Source organism: Dawidia soli (assembly GCF_018598185.1).
Lineage (GTDB): Bacteria > Bacteroidota > Bacteroidia > Cytophagales > Cyclobacteriaceae > Ohtaekwangia > Ohtaekwangia soli.
Genome location: NZ_JAHESC010000039.1, coordinates 21,414 through 39,359, shown reverse-complemented (window position 1 = coordinate 39,359; position 17,946 = coordinate 21,414). Strand labels below are relative to the sequence as shown.

Annotated in this window: 11 protein-coding genes; 5 read left to right on the top strand and 6 right to left on the bottom strand. The window is 52.2% G+C overall.

Translation table 11 applies throughout. From position 1 onward, the window contains the following. Positions 1-23 precede the first annotated feature (23 nt). From KK078_RS22330 to KK078_RS22315, 4 genes are read left to right on the top strand one after another with little or no spacing between them, the layout of a single operon-like run. Positions 24-3,602: a SusC/RagA family TonB-linked outer membrane protein gene (locus tag KK078_RS22330; protein WP_254092546.1), complete on the top strand. Its 3,579-nt coding sequence runs from the start codon at positions 24-26 to the stop codon at positions 3,600-3,602. Between the two features lie 10 nt (positions 3,603-3,612). After that, positions 3,613-5,184, top strand: coding sequence for a SusD/RagB family nutrient-binding outer membrane lipoprotein (locus KK078_RS22325; RefSeq protein WP_254092545.1), 1,572 nt, complete (start codon positions 3,613-3,615; stop codon positions 5,182-5,184). A gap of 17 nt (positions 5,185-5,201) precedes the next feature. Then, positions 5,202-6,440 (top strand): BACON domain-containing protein, encoded by a 1,239-nt coding sequence (locus KK078_RS22320; protein ID WP_254092544.1) that lies wholly within the window; start codon positions 5,202-5,204, stop codon positions 6,438-6,440. A gap of 60 nt (positions 6,441-6,500) precedes the next feature. Further along, the gene (locus KK078_RS22315; protein WP_254092543.1) at positions 6,501-8,477 is read left to right on the top strand and encodes a calcineurin-like phosphoesterase C-terminal domain-containing protein; all 1,977 of its coding nucleotides are present in this window, start codon (positions 6,501-6,503) and stop codon (positions 8,475-8,477) included. A gap of 4 nt (positions 8,478-8,481) precedes the next feature. On the opposite strand, the gene KK078_RS22310 is transcribed toward KK078_RS22315, so the two are convergent. The 5 genes from KK078_RS22310 to KK078_RS22290 form a co-directional block, all read right to left on the bottom strand. After that, positions 8,482-10,194 (bottom strand): PepSY-associated TM helix domain-containing protein, encoded by a 1,713-nt coding sequence (locus KK078_RS22310; protein WP_254092542.1) that lies wholly within the window; start codon positions 10,192-10,194, stop codon positions 8,482-8,484. A 10-nt stretch (positions 10,195-10,204) separates the two neighbouring features. Next, entirely contained in the window at positions 10,205-10,483 is a 279-nt protein-coding gene (locus tag KK078_RS22305) for a hypothetical protein (protein ID WP_254092541.1), read from the bottom strand. A 5-nt stretch (positions 10,484-10,488) separates the two neighbouring features. Beyond that, entirely contained in the window at positions 10,489-10,818 is a 330-nt protein-coding gene (locus KK078_RS22300) for a hypothetical protein (RefSeq protein WP_254092540.1), read from the bottom strand. An 82-nt stretch (positions 10,819-10,900) separates the two neighbouring features. Next, positions 10,901-12,112: a DUF4374 domain-containing protein gene (locus KK078_RS22295; RefSeq protein ID WP_254092539.1), complete on the bottom strand. Its 1,212-nt coding sequence runs from the start codon at positions 12,110-12,112 to the stop codon at positions 10,901-10,903. 12 nt (positions 12,113-12,124) lie between these two features. Continuing rightward, on the bottom strand, positions 12,125-14,428 hold the full coding sequence (locus KK078_RS22290) for a TonB-dependent receptor (RefSeq protein WP_262898761.1): 2,304 nt from the start codon (positions 14,426-14,428) through the stop codon (positions 12,125-12,127). Between the two features lie 440 nt (positions 14,429-14,868). On the opposite strand from KK078_RS22290, the gene KK078_RS22285 reads away from it, so the two are divergent. Beyond that, the gene (locus tag KK078_RS22285; protein WP_254092537.1) at positions 14,869-16,239 is read left to right on the top strand and encodes a serine hydrolase; all 1,371 of its coding nucleotides are present in this window, start codon (positions 14,869-14,871) and stop codon (positions 16,237-16,239) included. A gap of 18 nt (positions 16,240-16,257) precedes the next feature. Here the strand turns inward: KK078_RS22285 and KK078_RS22280 are convergent, their stop codons facing one another. After that, entirely contained in the window at positions 16,258-17,751 is a 1,494-nt protein-coding gene (locus KK078_RS22280) for a TlpA family protein disulfide reductase (protein ID WP_254092536.1), read from the bottom strand. Between the last annotated feature and the right edge of the window lie 195 nt (positions 17,752-17,946).

The following is a 17,946-nucleotide window of genomic DNA, read 5'->3' as shown; positions in this document are numbered from 1 at the left end:
CTGATTTAAAGGTATTGTAATAAATGCAATTATCAATTATTCAACCTAAAAAAGGTTGGGTATGGCTACTCCTTTGTCTTTTCGGTGCCATATCGAATCTGTATGCCCAGGACCACACGGTGAACACCAGCCTGAAGGTAACAAACGCAACGCTCCCGGAAATCCTGAAAAAGATCGACGACCAGACCTCCTACGCCGTCGCCTATTCGAAGGATATCGCTCAACTGGAAAAAACCGTTACGCTGGATATTTCAAACAAGTCGATGACCGAGATCATGGCCACATTACAAGCACATTTTCCAATCGATTTTAATCTGACGAACGGTGTGATCTCGGTGAAAAAAAAGCCCGCGGACAAACCCAGCGATAAACCCATCCGGGGAAAAGTAACGAACGAGCTGGGAGAGCCGATGGTCGGGGTCAACATCCTGTTGAAGGGTACGACGATCGGAACCGTCACGGATGTGAACGGCGAATATACCATTGCCGGAGCGCCCGAGGATGGCGTGTTGACCTTCTCCTTTATCGGGATGTTATCGGAAGCCGTAGCGGTCGGAACCCAAAGCCAGGTGAACGTCGTGATGAAGGAAGATGCCGCCATGATGGATGAAGTCGTTGTGACCGCGTTGAACCTGACGCGCGAGGAAAAATCGCTGGGCTACTCCGTCAGCAAAGTAGAGGGCGAGGATCTTACGCGGTCTGTTTCCGGCAACTGGCTGACAAACATGTCGGGCAAGGTGGCCGGCCTGATCTATACACAAGCCAGTACAGGTCCCAGTGGATCCATCCGTGTAACATTGCGCGGCGACCGCTCCCTGAACTACGGCAAGAATGAGGCGCTGTTTGTGGTCGACGGTGTCCCCATCTCCTCGGGCATGACCGCCACCCGCAGCGTAAGCAACTATGCCCAGGAAGACGCCCCGGTGGATTTTGGCAACGGTGCAAGCGACATCAACCCCGAGGACATCGAAAACATTACGGTACTGAAAGGCCCCGCGGCGGCAGCCCTGTACGGCTCACGTGCTGCCAATGGCGCCATTATCATTACCACCAAGTCCGGCAAGAAAACCAAAGGCATTGGCGTTACGATTAACTCGTCTGTTACTTTCGAGAAAGCCGGATACTTTCCCGACTTTCAAAAAGAATACGGCAACGGCATCGACCTGGGCCTGAACGAATATTCCCTGTGGGAGATCACGCCCGGCATGGCATCCGACGGCGTGGCGCAGCCGCGAAACTATTCGCGTTATACCTTTGGCGAGAAGTTCGATGCCAGCAAGACACGGTACCTGTACGCCTCCAAAGACTGGAACAGCGGCACCTATACCAAGTTGCCCTGGGTATACCAGGACGACTGGTACACCGGCCTGTTCCAAACCGGCGTAACGACTAACAACACCATCACCATCGACGGAAACAACGGCCAGGGTACCTCGACACGTTTTTCGGTCACCAACTACAACAACGACTGGATCCTTCCCAACACCGGCTTTAAGAAACAAACCGTATCGCTCACGGTCAATACCCCGGTAACGGAAAAGATCAAGCTTGCCGCCAAGGTGAACTATTATCACAAACAAAGCGACAATATGCCGAGCGGCGGCTATGATGAAAGCAGCCCAATGTACTCGCTCGTGTGGGGGTTCAACGTAAACAGCATCCACGACTGGAAGAACGAATATTTCAGCGGCCGCTATAACTATGCCAACTGGTCAGCCGGCGGCACCGACGGCAAAGGCCTGGTGTATCCCAGCACAGCCGGCTATAACCCCTACCGCACACTATACGAAGCCCTGAGCTCGGAAGACCGCGACCGGGTATTCGGCAGCATCAGCGTTACCGCCGACCTGTTGAAGAACCTTTCGTTTATGCTTCGCTCGGGATTGGACTGGTCGAATAACTTCCGCACACAGCGCAGACCGTTCTATACCACCGACTACACCAACGGCTTCTACCGCGAGCAAACCATCCGCGAAATGGAGAACAACAACGACTTTATGCTGCGTTACCAGAACAATACCGTGGCAAACGGGCAACTGGGACTGTCGCTGATGGTGGGTGGCAACAACCGGGTATACGAGAACTTCAACAGCAAGATCACCCTCAGCCAGCTGGGTGAAGAGGGGATATACCATACCACGAACCTGCCCACCGGTATAAATCCCGATCCGTATAACTACCGCATCAAGAAGATCGTCAACAGCTTTTACGGCATGGCATCACTGAGCTGGAACGATACTTACTACCTCGATATCACCGGCCGCAACGACTGGTCAAGCACCCTGGCGCCGTCCAACTGGTCTTATTTCTATCCGTCCGTGGCCGCCAGTGTCTTGCTGGACGAAGTACTGGACCTCCACGCCCGCACGTCGTGGGTGGACATGCTGAAACTGCGGGCATCGTGGGCCAACGTCGGAAACGACACGGAAGCCTACTCGCGCGATCAGTATTATAGCGCGACGTCGTATCCGGGAGGATATACCTTGCCGGGCGTAATCCCCGACCCGCTGATCAAGCCCGAAAAGACCGCCAGCTGGGAGGTTGGCCTGGAAGGTAAGCTCTTCCACCGCGCATCGTTCGACCTGGCGCTGTACTCCGCCTCTACCAAAAACCAGATCGTGCCGGTGGCCATCGACCAGGCCACGGGCGCTACCTCCATGCGAATAAATGCTGGCGAGATCACCAACAAAGGCGTGGAAGCCGCCATATCGCTCGTGCCGGTAAAGACCAAAGACTTTACCTGGTCGTTTGATGTGAACTGGGCCCGGAATATCAACAAGCTCGTGAAATTACAGGACGGCTGGGATCCCAACCAACCGCTGCAGACCGATAACGGAACGACGATCGGTAGCCGCACCTTTGTGTATTCCTATGTGGGTGAAGAAATGCACGTGCTTTATGGACGAGGTTTTAAACGGGCACCGGAAGGCGCTTTCTACCTCGACGAGAATGGCAACAAGGTCGATGCCTCCGGCATGCACATCGTCAATGCCGACGGATATCCCGTGCTCGACGAGTCGCCCGACCGCCGCATCGGCAAGGTAAATCCCAACTGGCGCGCCGGCACCGTACAACGCTTGAAGTATAAGAATTTCTCCCTGGCGGCAACGTTCTCCGCGCAATACGGCGGACACGCATATTCCGTTACGAACTTCTCGCTATCGTACCAGGGCAAGCTCACCAACTCGCTCGCCGGTCGCAACGACGGCCTGGTACACGAAGGTGTAAATGCCGTGACCAACGACGATGGAACCGTTACCTATACCAAGAATACGACCGTAACCGGCAACATCCAGACCTACTACAGCAGCTATGTATGGACCCGCGACAATACGGAAATGAACACGTTCAGCACGGACTTCATCAAACTGCGCGAGCTGCGGCTCGATTACCAGATCCCTTCGAAGATCCTGTCAAAGACCCGCTTCCTGCAAAAAGCCTCCGTGGGTATGTATGCCACCAACGTGTTTTGCATCACAGACTTTCCGCAGTTCGATCCGGAAACAGGTATGCTGAACGGATCGGATATCTACTCGGGCATCGAATCCATGGCATTCCCCATGACGCGCACGTATGGTTTTAATGTTCAGGTTTCATTCTAAACGAACCGGTATGAAAACATTCAACAGAATACTGATAACAGGCATGATGGCCGTTGCCATGCTCGCCTGTACCTCCGAATTTGAAGAGACAGATAAGAACCCCAACCTGACGACGGTGGGGAATGTACGCGCCAGCGGCATGTTCGAGCCGTTGCTGTACGGTAGTGCCAACGCCTGGCTGAACCAGACCTGGTTCTGGAACAACGAGCTTATCCAGTTCACGGCATTTACCGGTGGGCTGACACGCCAGGAGCACCGCTACTCCATTGCCGACGGCAACTGGCAAAGCACGTGGAACCTGTACGCCGGCTATGCCAACAATGCCGTACACATGTACGACCTCAGCGTCGAGCAGGAAGACCGGGCGCTGCAGGCCGTTGCCCTGACACTGAAAGTATTGTATATGTCCAACCTGTCGGATATGTTCGGAGATATACCCTATGCCGAAGCCTTCACGGCCCGCAACCCGGGGGGTACTACCACGCCGGTGTTCGACTCGCAGATGAATGCCTACAAAGCGATGTTCGCCGACCTCGAAACAGCCAATGAGCTCTACGCTTCGGAGCCTGTATTTGCAAAGCCCGCACTGGACGGCATGTACGGCGGCTCGATGGAAGCCTGGCGCAAATTCAACAACTCCCTCTACTTGCGGCTGCTCTGTCGCGTCAGCGGGCGCACCGAAATGCAGGCCGGAGCAAAGATGACCGAGATCCTGAATACGCCGGCTTCCTACCCGGTCTTCACATCGAACGCCGACAATGCCACGGTTAAGTTTTCAGGAAGTGATCCATACATCAACCCGTTTGCCCTGACCAGTCAGGGAGAGTTCACCAGCTCGGGACGCAAGCTCACGCGGCAGCTCATCAGCATGACCGTTGTAACGGACGGCGGCGGGGCGCAGGTCTACGAAGATCCCCGCCTGGCTATCATCGGTAAGAAGAATCCCGATGCTACGACCAATCCCGCAAACATCTGGATCGGCACCGTGTCCGGCTGTACCGCCGAAGAGCAAAGCACCGTCGACAGAGGAACGTCCTGGCTGAACGCACCTGTGTTTTGCCGGGCCGACGCGCCGGCCTGGTTTATGGACTATGCAGAAGTACAATTCATCCTGGCCGAAGCCGCATGGAAGGGGTATATCTCCGGCGGCGAAACAGCGGCGCGGGAATATTATACAGAAGCAGTAACCGCTTCGCTGGAAAAGTGGGCACCCTTCGGACAATTCAGCGCCACGCCCGTAACCATTTCAGAAAGCGACATCACCACCTTCCTCGACTCCGAGCTGGCCTCGTGGGACAATGCCGGCGACAAGGAAGTACTGATCGCCGACCAAAAATTTCTGGCGCTTTTCTGGACCGGCATGGAAGCCTATCATGAATACCGCCGCACCGGCTACCCCACATTGACGATCGGCAACGGCACGGTGTTCAACGACTATACACTTCCCACGCGCTTTGCATTTCCCAACACCACGATGGCCACCAACGAAAAGCACGCGCGGGAGGCCCTCGAAAGGATGGGCGGCGATAACACCATGAAGACGCCGGTATGGTGGAGTAAACAGGCTATTGAAGCGAACTAATGCAAACCACGCACAACATGAAAAGCACGATACATTTCAGATCCGGATATTTCGCGGCCATCGTACTGGCGATGGTAGCGGTCCTGCCGCTGCTCCTGGTTTCCTGCAGCGATGACGAAGAAGAATTTTCAGGTGACCCCTATTTTTCCATTGACGATGCGCCTACCGGTCTTACAGCCGGTGTCGAAGGCTCGACCGTCAGCTATGTAGTACGCTCTAACCGGCCGTGGCAGATCGTGGCGCAGGAAGAGAACAGCTGGGTACGGGCCTTTCCGGCAGAGGGAAGCGAAGACGGAACCTTTAAATTGATTGTAGGCGAGAATGAAACGTTCGATGCCCGCACGATGAACTTCTCCTTTATCGTAGCGGGAGAAGAGCAACCTGTTCTCTTCCGCGTAGAGCAGGCCGCCAATGTGCCCTACATCAACCTTCCGGGTGCACAGACCGGCGCCGAGGTCCTCGCGGCTGGTGGCGATATCACCATCGACGTAGACGCCAACGTAGCCTGGACCTATACGCTCGAAGACGACGCTACCTGGCTGACGCAGCTGGAATTGTCGGCTACAAAGATCAGGCTGCGCGCCGAAAAGAACAGCGGCACCGACCGTTCCACCACCGTAACCGTACGGTCGGCCACGCACCCCGAGCTCGACAAGACCATCGTCATCACGCAGCTGCCGGGCAACATCATTCTGCGGGAAGACTTCAGCTGGCTCGCATATGGCAGCGAAAAGCCCTATAATACCACCGGCGAAACACGCTTCGATACGTGGACGCAAGATCAGTTGAACCACGGCTGGTTCAGCACGCCGGTAGCCGCCTCCAGCAATCAACCGCTGCTCTATGCACGACAGGGTTTTGTAAAGCTGGGTAAGACAGGCTTCGGCGGCGACCTTATTTCGCCCAGGCTCAACATTGAAGGCACGGTCGATATCCGCGTAACGTTCAAGGCAGCGGCATACATCTCTGCCGGCGGAGCGATAGACGACAGGATCCTGAAGATCTACGCGCTGGGCGCCGGCACACCGAGTACCTCGCAACTTTCGATCGACAATGTGCCCAACTCAGAAGCGCAAGACAATGCGGGCGTGGTGAACAATATCTGGGCTGCCGAAAGAGCCTATAGCTTCACCGTGACAGGTGCCACGGCCGATACCCAAATAAAATTCCTCGGCGGCGACTACAACCTGACCGGCGTGGGGCAGGGCAAAAACCGCATCTTTATCGATGATATCAACATCGAAATCATCGAATAGAACTACAGTAGCCACAACGCGTTGTGGCTACTTTTTAAAACATTCATATTACAGCAGAAAGTGAAGCACACAAGAAGACATTTTATAAAGGTAGGAAGCGTCACGACACTGGCGGGATTGAGTGGATTGGGATTCAGTTTTGCCGGCTGCCAGGACAACAGTGCGATAGACGAAAATAATAGCCTGGGCATCAAGGGAGTCTCCATCCCATCCAGCCTGGACGTTACAGCCGGGGCAGACATAACCCTGCAGGGCCTGGGATTTCAGGTAGGCGACACGATCGAATTGATGCGCGCGTCGGACGGAACTATTTTCACCGTAAACGTGACCGCTATCACGGACAATTCGGCGACCTTCCCGGCGCCCGACGGGCTTACCACCGCCACGTATTCCATAAAAGTTATCAGAGGGACAAACAACCTCACGCTGGGACGTGCACTGTTTAATGTAGTGGCCGATACAAACATTCCGGATCTCGCGGGCATGACCGTGAAAGGCATTGTCTACAGTGATGGCAAAGGCGTCGCCGGCGTCGTGGTCTCTGACGGATATGAAGTGACCGTTACCGATAGCAAAGGTATATACTATCTCCCGTCACTCAAAAAGACCGGCTTTGTATTTATCTCTATTCCCGCAAACTACGAAGTCGTCAACCAGGGCAACGCCCCGCAGTTCTTCAAACGGGTGAGCAATAACACCACCGCCGTGGAGCAAAAGGATTTTTCACTGATGAAAGTGAACAATGAGAAGCACGTCGTCATACCCATGGCCGACTGGCACCTGGCCAACCGCAACAACGATCTTGAGCAGTTCAACAGCAAAGTACTCCCCGACGTAAACGCCACCATCGAGCAATATGCAGCCGACGACACAAAAGTATATGTATTGACCCTGGGCGACATGACCTGGGAATTGTACTGGTACAGCAATGGGTTCGGGCTCAACGAGTATATCCCCTACATGAATAAGCTGAAGAGCCCGGTCTTTAACCTGATGGGGAACCACGACAACGACCCGTACTACGCCAACGACTGGGACGCCGAAGAAAAATACCGCGACATCATCGGTCCCACCTATTATTCCTTCAACCTAGGTAAGATCCACTACGTGGTACTGGACAACGTCGAGTATGTAAACAACGGTGCCGCCGAGGGAACGATCGGTGACCGCAGCTACCGCGACAAGGTACATAACGACCAGATTGAATGGTTGAAAAAAGACCTGGCCACCATCACCGATAAAACCACACCGGTTGTACTGGCCATGCACACGCCCCTGTACGCAAACCCCTCGCTCGGCGCGGCCGGCACACAAGTGAACAAGGTCGATATGACAAACGGCAGCACCTTGATCGACTGCTTTCGCGAGTTTTCTACCGTACACGTATTGACCGGGCATACGCACATCAACTATACGGTAGAAGAAAAGGCTTCCCTGATGGAGCATAACATCGCGGCGATCTGCGCCACCTGGTGGTGGACCGGCAAGAACGGCTACGCCGGAAACCACATTTGCCGGGACGGCAGTCCGGGTGGATATGGCATCTGGAAGATGAACGGCCGCGACATCGCGTGGTTATACAAAGGCATCGGTTACCGGGAGAACTACCAGTTCCGTGCGTACGACCTGAACACCGTGCACATTACCGCTGCCGCATTCGCCCCGAACTCAACGGATAGCGCACTCGCGGAATTCGCAGGCCCTTATGCCTCGCAACAGGCCGGCAACGAAGTACTGATCAATGTGTGGGGCTACGATAGTCGGTGGAAAATCGAAGTAACCGAAAACGGAAAAAGTCTCCCCGTGAACCGGATAAGGGGGCTCGATCCGCTGCACATCATTTCGTACGAAGCGCTGCGACTGAACGCCGGCGCCGCGCCAACGGATGCATTTGTCTCGACCGAGACAGCACACATGTTCCGCGTCGCCGCCAGTGCGCCCGATACGACCCTGGAGATCAACGTCACCGACCGGTTCGGAAATGTTTATACCGAAAGCATGATCCGGCCGAAGCAGTTCGGTCTTTTGATGAAATAGCAGTTTAGTTGTGAGTGGGCGTGGGTACTTCAACATCCCGTATCCGCGCCTTCTCCTTTTTCTCCTGCACCGTTGTTTCAACTTCCTGAGCCGCCTGCGCCTTCCTAACCTTCACCCATACCACCACACTGATCACAGCCAGCGTTAGGAACAGCAGATCGATAAACAATATGTCATACGCCCGCCGCGCGTATGTATTCCAGAACCAGTTATCCCGCACGATACCGTCCAGCAGCGGCAATAAAAAACAAGTCGCCGCAGACAGCAGCGTAGTCTGCCGGTTCGTGATCGCCAAATCCTTCCTTACAATAAAATAAACACCCAGCACCAGCCACGAATAGAAATACCAATGGTAGATGTCCGCTTGACCGGGATCCTTCAAAAACAACAACACGATCATGGTAAAAGCGGTGACGGGTAGCATAGACATACAAGCGGCCATAAACACATTTGCCGTCCAGAAATTAAAAACGCGCTTATGCTTCGGCACACTATTTTTATCCCGCGCCACCAACCAGATCAATATCCCCGATATGATCACCACACAACCCATTGCCCCCAACACAAAGTACATGACACGCAACGGCCGTCCCCCGAAGTCACCGAAATGCAGGTGATAGATAAGCGCTTTTACGTTGTCGATATAACTGGCGTGCTCCGCCGGCAATGTTTCAGACAGCACTTTCCGATCGCGCACCCGGTAGATCGTCTTTCCCGAACCCGCAAAGCTCGCGTCGGCCAGCGGCTTCGACAACACGATCACATGCATATTATCATCCTGGTAGTTCTTAATCGATACGCGGCTTATCTCACCGCCCTTTATTCGCTGCTCAACACCCGCCAGGTAAGCATTAAGGTCGAATGTCTCTGCTAGCCGTTTGTAGGTATACTCGAATTCTGAGCTATCCGAATATTCCAGCGCTTTATATAGCTTCTCGCTATCCCCTTTATACAGGTAGGTTGCATAAGGGGTCATCAGAAAAGTATTGGCAATCAATACAATTCCGGTCACTGCAAAGATGAACTGAAAGGGGAATTGAATTACGCCCAGCCCCGTATGAAGATCCGTCCACACGGTCTTCCACTTCGCCCACGGCCTGAACGTAAAAAAGTTCGAGACGATCTTATCCCAGTGCAGCATCAATCCGGTGATGAGCGCAAAGAGAAAAAGAAACGACACAATGCCCGCCAGCAAGTAACCGAACGGGGCACCTACATAAATCGGAACGACATTCAACTGTGCCAAAAAATGCAGCCGGTACAAAAATTCACCCATATCATATCCCGCCTGATAATCGACTTCTCTCTGCTGGCCAAAGTTATACGTAAAGAAAGCCGAATCATCGTTACCCCCACGCCGGCCCCGGCCTCTGCGCTTTTTCTGCTCTTCCGGCTTCTTCTTCACCTTTGCTTTCACCGTGCTGTCGTGCGAAGCCGACATCGAAACATATGCTCCCATGCCATGCCGCTGCATGGAAAACTCGATGTCGCGCCCTTTCAACGTGTGGTTCGCCGCGAGCGAATCCAGCACATGATTAAAGTCCCGCTCGGTGACGCCGCGCTGTGCTGTGATCGACTCGTTTTTCTGCCACGCCGAAATATCGTCCTTAAAAAAAGAGAATGAACCCGCGAAAAACATGACGTACAATAACGCACAAATGATAATACCGCTGATGGTATGCGTGTGGAAGTAAATATTGTAGTTACGATTATCCATTGGCCGGCGCTTAAGAGATCAGGTAAGGAAGCAAAAACAAAAGGGTTAGCACGGCGTACGCCGCCCAGACCTTCCACACACTCCGGGCCAGGAAGGCTACGAGCAAAAGAACAGCCCATAGAATATAGCCCGTAAAAAAAGACGTCGCAATGACATTCTCTTGCGGAAAGAGCTTCGTCAGCAACATGTGAAAGCTAAACATAACCGTATAGCCGCCAACAACGCCGGCGAGTATCTTGGCCAGTCGCAGCCAGGGTGATTTGGTAAGATATTTCTTATTGGCAGGCATATAGATCAAACTAAAAATTCCAGCACCAGGAAAAACACATAAAGCCCAACAACTCCTTTTCCGTCTACATACCGAAACGGGTTAAGCATCACCACCAGGGATCCAACCCCCATGAGTCCAACCAGGCTGGCGCAGATGCCCGTCATCCAGCCCCATTGCGCGATAAACAATGCGGTGACCAGTAGCATCAATGCCGCGCCGATCATCCGGGATGCATTTTTATGTCGCACTAACCCGCGCGCGTAGACCGGCAGATCAACTGGCTTCACTTCGTCGGAAGTGATATACCAGATTTGAAAAGCGATCAACTGAAGGAAAAAGAATGTGGCAATCATAAAAAGTGTGTTATCATGGTAAAACTCGTCAGGCCGGCGTTGTACACCTGCGCTAACGAGTTTTGTGGAATCTATACTTGGATTAATCCAGGTGCTGAATGGCCGTAAGCGTTCCTCCTTCTACCTTTAAACCCTCGGTTGCTGTTTTGGTAGCGACGTCGATCTTGTAGACATAGCTGCTGCCATCTTTCAAATTCACGCCGATATAGCCTGTCCGTCCGTCTTTCGGTGTGTAGTTGTTGGTGGTCAGGCTGAGGATATCTTCGAATGCAGGCAGGCCGGTAACAAGATCATATGTTTTGTCCACTACGTTTACGATCGCCACGCGACGACCCGAAGGAAATGAAGTTCGCTCCGATTTCGCCTGCGAGTGAACAATGTAATTATTGTTGCCTACGTACAGCCATGAAGTGATGTTATTACCGCCACTGGCCTCCTCGACATCGAAGTAATAGCTTTTGTCAAATTCCGTCGTATTTGCCTTGATGCGGGTAACGGCCGACGGCTTGGTAGAAGAAAGCACACCGTCGGTTGTTGCCGCCGAAGGAGAGAAGGCATAGATGTCGCCGTTTTCAGCGATCGAAAGGCCATCCATAAAATACCGGCCGATGAAGCTGGTACGATCATCTTCGATCACCTTATCAAGCGACATGTCTGCGTAATTGAATACGGCAATCCAGGCTTGATCCGGATAATCCGTGTTAAAGCTTCGGTCTTTAATAGTCTGATAGGGAGCATACACCTTGTCCCCCACTTGTTTGATCCAGGTAAAGTGCGCGAGCTCGCCAAGGTCACCGGTTACATCCAGAGTGTTGACTGCGCCCTCGGAAGTAATGGTCAGACTCTCGGTATTAACTTTGTACCAGGTGGATGTAGGCGAGGCCAGGTTACGGGAGATCTTGACAAGCAACAGATCATCGTTCACCGGAGCAAAAGATTGTACTGTCTCCGTCTGGAAATTGGTGAGCTTGTTTAATGCGCCGTCCTGTATGTCGTATGCCGTTACAGCACCCGGGTTGCCCTGGCCGTACAGCATGCTGAAGAATTTGTCGTTGTGTGTTACATAATAACGGTATGTTCCGTCTTGCTCCACACCATTTCTGGCGGTCGAAATGCTGCCGGTATCCAGGCTGCTGGCAGTCAGCAGGTAGTCGGCAACGCCGGTCGACGCCGCGGGCGTTACCGCCAGGATAAAGTTGCCAGGATTAGAGGGTGTACTGCTGTCGTCGTCAGAACAGGACACGGCACAGGTTGCGGCAACAAACAGCGCTGCCAGTTTGGTTTTGATATTCATGATAGAGTATTGTTAAGTATTGTTCTTATGAAAAAAAGCCCGGACGTTTATGTAAAATCCGCGCCCCGGTTTTTGGAGGCTGAAGTTGTCGTACAGCAGGACATCCGTAATGTTCCGGGCTTCCAGGCCGACATTATACCGGCCCTGTTTGAGGCTGTACACAAGGTTCACGTCGTGACTCAATTGCTGGGGAATGTCAAGCTTATCGCTCCCGCGGCTGGGCCAGTACAGGTAAAATGCATGAACATACAGCATGTTATAACCAACGCTCAGGTTGTTGCCTTTTGCACCCACATCCCGAAGCGATACGGAGACATCGGCGTTACCAAACAGGTATGGAATGTTCGGCATCTGGTCCAGGTAAACCGGGCTGACACCGGTATATCCGGGTTCGATCTTCTGCATATTCTGCAAATACTGATAGGTCAGCGTCGCCCCCGCGGATACTAACCTTTTGTGTGAATAGCGAAGCTCGGCATCACCGCCATAGGTCCGAACTCCCTCCCGGTTGTCGGGGATGAGCCTCGATTGATTGTTGTTTAACCGATTGTAAATGAAGTTCCGGGAGTAACGATAAACACCGTTTGCATTCAGGAGGAACTTATTGTCGGCATCGATGGCAAAGGTATAGGCCAGGCCTACGTTTATGTTGTCACTTTGCTCCGGCAACAGGTTCGGATTTCCCTCGAAGTTTTCGACGTCGCCGAAGATCTCCTGTGCTTCCGGCATTCTATTGGTTAGCTCATACGATGCTTTTACCTGTAATGAAGACGAGAAAAAATATGTTCCGACAACACCATAGCCAAGCTTGTCCGTCGTTGCGCTGGCTTCCTGTGCCGATATAACATTCTTTTGCGTGATGAACTTACTGATGAACGTGATGCCAAAAGCGTCTTCCTTGCTATAGGCATAGCTCAGGCCCAAAACATTTTTCTGGGTTTTACTCGGTGGGTTGGTTGCGTCCGGGTTTAACTTATCCGATCCCTTGCGATCAAAAGTATTGAACACATCGCTCATCGCCACGGAGTGACGCTCGTTGATGCGATAGCTCGCCATCGCCGTCGCGACACCGGTATTGTTTTTATATTTGTAGAGGCTCCTGGACCGTTCACCGCTGGTTCCGTTGGGCTTACTGTTACCATACCAGTCATACCGAACGTTCATCGTGTCGATGTTCTGCTCGCTTCCCAGGTTATAGTTGGCATTGAGCGTAACATCCAGGCCTTTGATCAGGTCCTGCTTCCTGTATTTAAAGGTCGGTGTCACAACGTCACCACGACGGTGCCACCCGCCGAAGACAGACACCATTCTCGCACCGGTCTGAATTTCTTTGTAGTTGCGCCCAAGCGTAATACCGACCAGCAATTTGTCCGCGTACTTCTTCTTTACAACCCCTACCTGCGCGATCAATGCCTCATTGTGATACTTGTCGTGAAAACGGCGCACCCAGGCGCCCGGCGTATACGCACCGGTCCAGATATCCGCCGCATCTACCTTCACTTTATAGTCATTGTCAGAGTAATTCTGGTAGGCGCTCAGCTGCACCTGCAGGCCACGTTCGGATGTGGCGGCGGCATTGATCACACTCCGATGCGTATTGAAGGAGCCATAAGAATACGAAACATCCACATAGTTGCGATAACGATCGTTGGTGATAATATTGATGGCACCTCCCAGCGCGTCGGAGGCCAGGGATATGGGAACAACGCCTTTGTATACTTCGATCCGGTCGGCAGAATTGATGGGAATGTTATTGATCTGAAAAGACGAGCCAAATCCATCCATCGGTATTCCATCAATAAAAAACCGCACATGGTTTCCGGAAAAGCCATTCAGGGATAAATTAAAACTTGACCCTACGCCGCCCGATTCCCGTACACGGACACCCGCAACACGATCCAGCGCGCCCGCCAGGTCGAGCGTTGTGTTATACAACTGTTTGGCATCGACAGCCGTGACATTGTAGGCTTGTCGGTTCGTCTCCTGCACCTCGGACCGCCCCATCACCATGACCTCCTCCAGTTCCGTGGAAGATGACTCGGCCGTGAGCGAAACAACGACCTCCGAGCCGGCCGTTACATGTATAGTATGTTGTATAGGCTGAAACCCAATGCCGGTGACGAGAAGTGTATGTTTACCCGGCGTAACTTTTTCGACGACAAAGGCGCCGGCATGATCTGTCACTGCACCGAGAGAAAGGTCCTGGATTTTGACCATCAGACCTATAGCGGGCTCACCTGTTTTGTCAAGTATAGTACCGCGAACCGACCCTGTCTGTGCTTGCGCAAAAATACCGCACACACATAGCAAAGCCATGAGCAAAATTTGTCTACTTTGCATTGCTTTTAAATGTTCCGTTTAATCGCTCCCGGCTCGCCGGGATAGCCGTACAGTTGCCGCTGTACGGCTTTATTTTTTGTGCGATATTAGGTTGTGTTTAGAATAGTTCCAAATAACCACCGGAAATTTCCGGGTTTCCCTCAATGCCGGGTAGCCACGTTAGAAAGAAAATACCCTCTACAGGTTAGATCACAATGAAGGGAAATCGTCTCGAGCGGGTACATACGGAATTACATAGCGCCGCGCTTCAACCGACAAGTCAAATAAGCCGACAGATGAATCCCCTGGAATTAAAGTATATATCCGTAAAGGCTATATACATGAATTGACAACACCATGCCTTGAGCAGTCCGTTCTATAGATCTTGCTCATCGTTACGTATGAAAACAAAAATATGAAACCGACGTATTAAAGATATGCTCAAGAAAATACTGCCACTTCTGCTGGTTGCCGCCGCCTGTCTCTCCGCCTGCTCCCAAAGCGACCTTCCTCCGGACGTAAAAGATAGAATCAACCTGCGTGTCGGCAATCACACCAACCCTGGCATTGTCATAGGCCTGATCGACGGCGACGACGTGCGGTATTATTCATTTGGTGTTAAGTCATTGACCACCGCCGAAGCCGTCACCGAGCACACCGTGTTCGAGATCGGCTCGATCTCCAAAACCTTCACAGGCACTTTGCTCGCCAACGAAGTGGTACACGGAAACATGAAGCTCGACGATCCCCTCCAGAAATACCTCCCGCCAGGCGTCACCGCCCCCACGCGGAACGGTGCAACGATCCGGTTGGTGAATCTTTCCAACCACACCTCGTCGCTTCCCCGGCTGCCCGACAACTTCACACCCGCTAACCCGGCGAACCCATACGCAGATTATACCGAGAAGCAGCTGTACGATTTCTTAAAAGGCTATTCACTGCCGCGCGACATCGGCTCCGAATATGAATACTCCAATTATGCCGTAGGCCTTTTAGGACATGTCCTGGCAACACAGAAAAAAACGACTTATGAAAAATTGATGATCGATGTCATCGCCACACCGCTGGGTATGCCCAATACACGCGTAGCGCTAACACCCTCTATGAAAAAGAACCTGGCTCAAGGCTATAGCGAAGGCGTGGCCGTCGAGAATTGGGATCTGCCCGTCCTGGCCGGCGCCGGAGGCATTCGATCCGATGCGGTCGACATGGTCAAGTATATCCGCGCCAACATGGGTCAGGCCAAAAGCAGTCTGTACCCGGCAATGCAGTTGGCACAGACAAACACACGCGCGGCTAACGCTATACCACAAGTCGGGCTTGGCTGGCATGTTTCCCGGATCAATGGCGTAGAGGTGATCATGCATAGCGGCGGCACCGGCGGCTATCGCTCCTTTGCGGGCTTTCAGAAGAATGGCAGGAAGGGCGTCGTGGTCCTCACCAATTCGGCAATCGGCGTGGATGACATTGGCCTGCACCTGCTGGATACGAATGTACCCATCACCGATGGTAAGCCTCCGGTTGTCCAGGAAACAGAAATCCCCGTTGACGCCGCCGTATTGGAAAAATACATCGGACGATACGAGCTCGCCCCGGGCTTTATCCTGACCGTAACGAGACAAGAGCAGCAACTCTACGCCCAGGCGACCGGCCAGGATAAATTTCCCGTGTTCGCCAAAGCCCAGAACATTTTCTTTTATAAGGTAGTAGCAGCACAACTGACGTTCAACCAAAACGCCGCCGGCACGATCGAAAGCGTTACGTTACACCAGGGTGGACGCGAAATCGTTGGAAGGAAACTGGAGTAATGATTACTGTACAAAAAATCATCGTTTGGTCAATTCGCGTATCACCGATTCCGTTTTATCCTCACTCGGCCTGATATCACTATTCGGGACAAAAGCGCCTTCTTTATCGATCAACATATAATGCGGCAACCCTTTGATATCATACTTCTGCCGCACCATGTTACTCTGGTCGCCATCCAAAAATCTATGAATGCCTCCGTGAGCATATTTCTGCATTAAATTCCGATACGCGTCTTTATTCGACTCCAGGCATAGGTACAAAAACACAACACCATCCGGAAAAGCTTCCTCCATCTTCTTCGCATACGGAAACTCCTGCCTGCAAGGCCCACACCACGTCGCCCAGAAATCAATATAAATAACCTTCCCCTTATTATGCTGGAGCACACTATCCACGAATGAAACGCCGCTGCGCAGGGGATCAATTACGATGTGTGTCCCGCGGTCCAGCTCCTTCTTTTTCTCCTGATATTTGCTCAACAGCGGTTCCCGCAGAAAGGGCTGTTTAATGTGCTTATCCACTAAATCCCGATTCTCCTCAAATGTACCAACCGCAGATTGCTCTAAAAGACTATTCAGCGCAAAACACAAGCTGATTTCTCTTGTCAAAGCATCTTTCGAGTATCGCACAATGTTCTGAAGCAACATAGATTCTTCCTCATGCCGGCTCACCGATCTATTTAAGGCTGCGATATCCCGCTGATTCCTGGACAAAATGTATTTGTACGTATAGTTTCCTATATAAGCGCTGATAGCATCTCCGCTGATCAGGGATTGCTTAATATCATAATACTTACCCAGAAAGTCGAAATACTGAACAGGAACATCCCATTCAGATTTTTTTAGCGCAAGCGCAGCCCGATGATTACCGGGGTAGAATGAAAGGTTGGAGTAGTAGCTCTGCTCTATAAAAAGCCTCGACCAGGTTGATACTTCCTGGCTGGGTTTTTCTCTCTTCACAAAAGCCTCCTGAAATTTGATCCCTTCTTTGCGCAAAGAATCGCAATGTCGTACAAATTCATCCGGCGTGGACCTCTTTACTTTGTCTTCCTTCTTCCGGTAATCCTGCCGGTACAGCGCACTGGCATAGTATAGTCCTTGAAATAATGCTGCCTTTTGATTTATTGTCGCGGCAGTGCCTTTGAATTTTACCGTTTCCAAAAGTGCTTCCCGGGTTTCAGCGGCGCCATTTAACTCGATATAGAGGCTATCGCCCGGATGAAATAATATCAGAAAATTGTTTCCATAGATCATCCACGCATCGGTCGGTACATACGCGGAAAATCTAAACAGAAAACTCCCCGCACTATCCACCGGCACCGTCAGCTCTTTCTGTTCGAACCCGACGAGATTAATACCGAGTGTTATGGAAGAGTTCGGCTTTGGCGAAAGCACCTTGCCGGCAATAACAACCGGCTTGGCATTTTGCAGGGAGGGCGATCCTGGATAGGCCGCAACGGTTAGGGCCAGTAGAAATAATGGCAAACTGCCAATAACTTTTCTTATCAACATGTTCATTTGCAGGTATAGTGTAGCCGTCGTCGACTGAGCAATGGCCGTTCCGGGTTTAATGTCTTCATTCCCTTTGAGAATTGCAAATGATTGCAGTCGGACCGCCAATGCCGGCGGGTGCCAGTCTGAAGCTCACTTCTCCTTACCGGAATCTATCCTTCGCCCAGGAGTGATCTACCCTATTATACAGTAGAT

Coding starts and splice junctions, on each gene's coding strand:
- KK078_RS22330 (WP_254092546.1), top strand. CDS start 24: ATGCAATTATCAATTATTCAACCTAAAAAAGGTTGGGTATGGCTACTC.
- KK078_RS22325 (WP_254092545.1), top strand. CDS start 3,613: ATGAAAACATTCAACAGAATACTGATAACAGGCATGATGGCCGTTGCC.
- KK078_RS22320 (WP_254092544.1), top strand. CDS start 5,202: ATGAAAAGCACGATACATTTCAGATCCGGATATTTCGCGGCCATCGTA.
- KK078_RS22310 (WP_254092542.1), bottom strand. CDS start 10,194: ATGGATAATCGTAACTACAATATTTACTTCCACACGCATACCATCAGC.
- KK078_RS22305 (WP_254092541.1), bottom strand. CDS start 10,483: ATGCCTGCCAATAAGAAATATCTTACCAAATCACCCTGGCTGCGACTG.
- KK078_RS22300 (WP_254092540.1), bottom strand. CDS start 10,818: ATGATTGCCACATTCTTTTTCCTTCAGTTGATCGCTTTTCAAATCTGG.
- KK078_RS22295 (WP_254092539.1), bottom strand. CDS start 12,112: ATGAATATCAAAACCAAACTGGCAGCGCTGTTTGTTGCCGCAACCTGT.
- KK078_RS22290 (WP_262898761.1), bottom strand. CDS start 14,428: ATGGCTTTGCTATGTGTGTGCGGTATTTTTGCGCAAGCACAGACAGGG.
- KK078_RS22285 (WP_254092537.1), top strand. CDS start 14,869: ATGCTCAAGAAAATACTGCCACTTCTGCTGGTTGCCGCCGCCTGTCTC.
- KK078_RS22280 (WP_254092536.1), bottom strand. CDS start 17,751: ATGTTGATAAGAAAAGTTATTGGCAGTTTGCCATTATTTCTACTGGCC.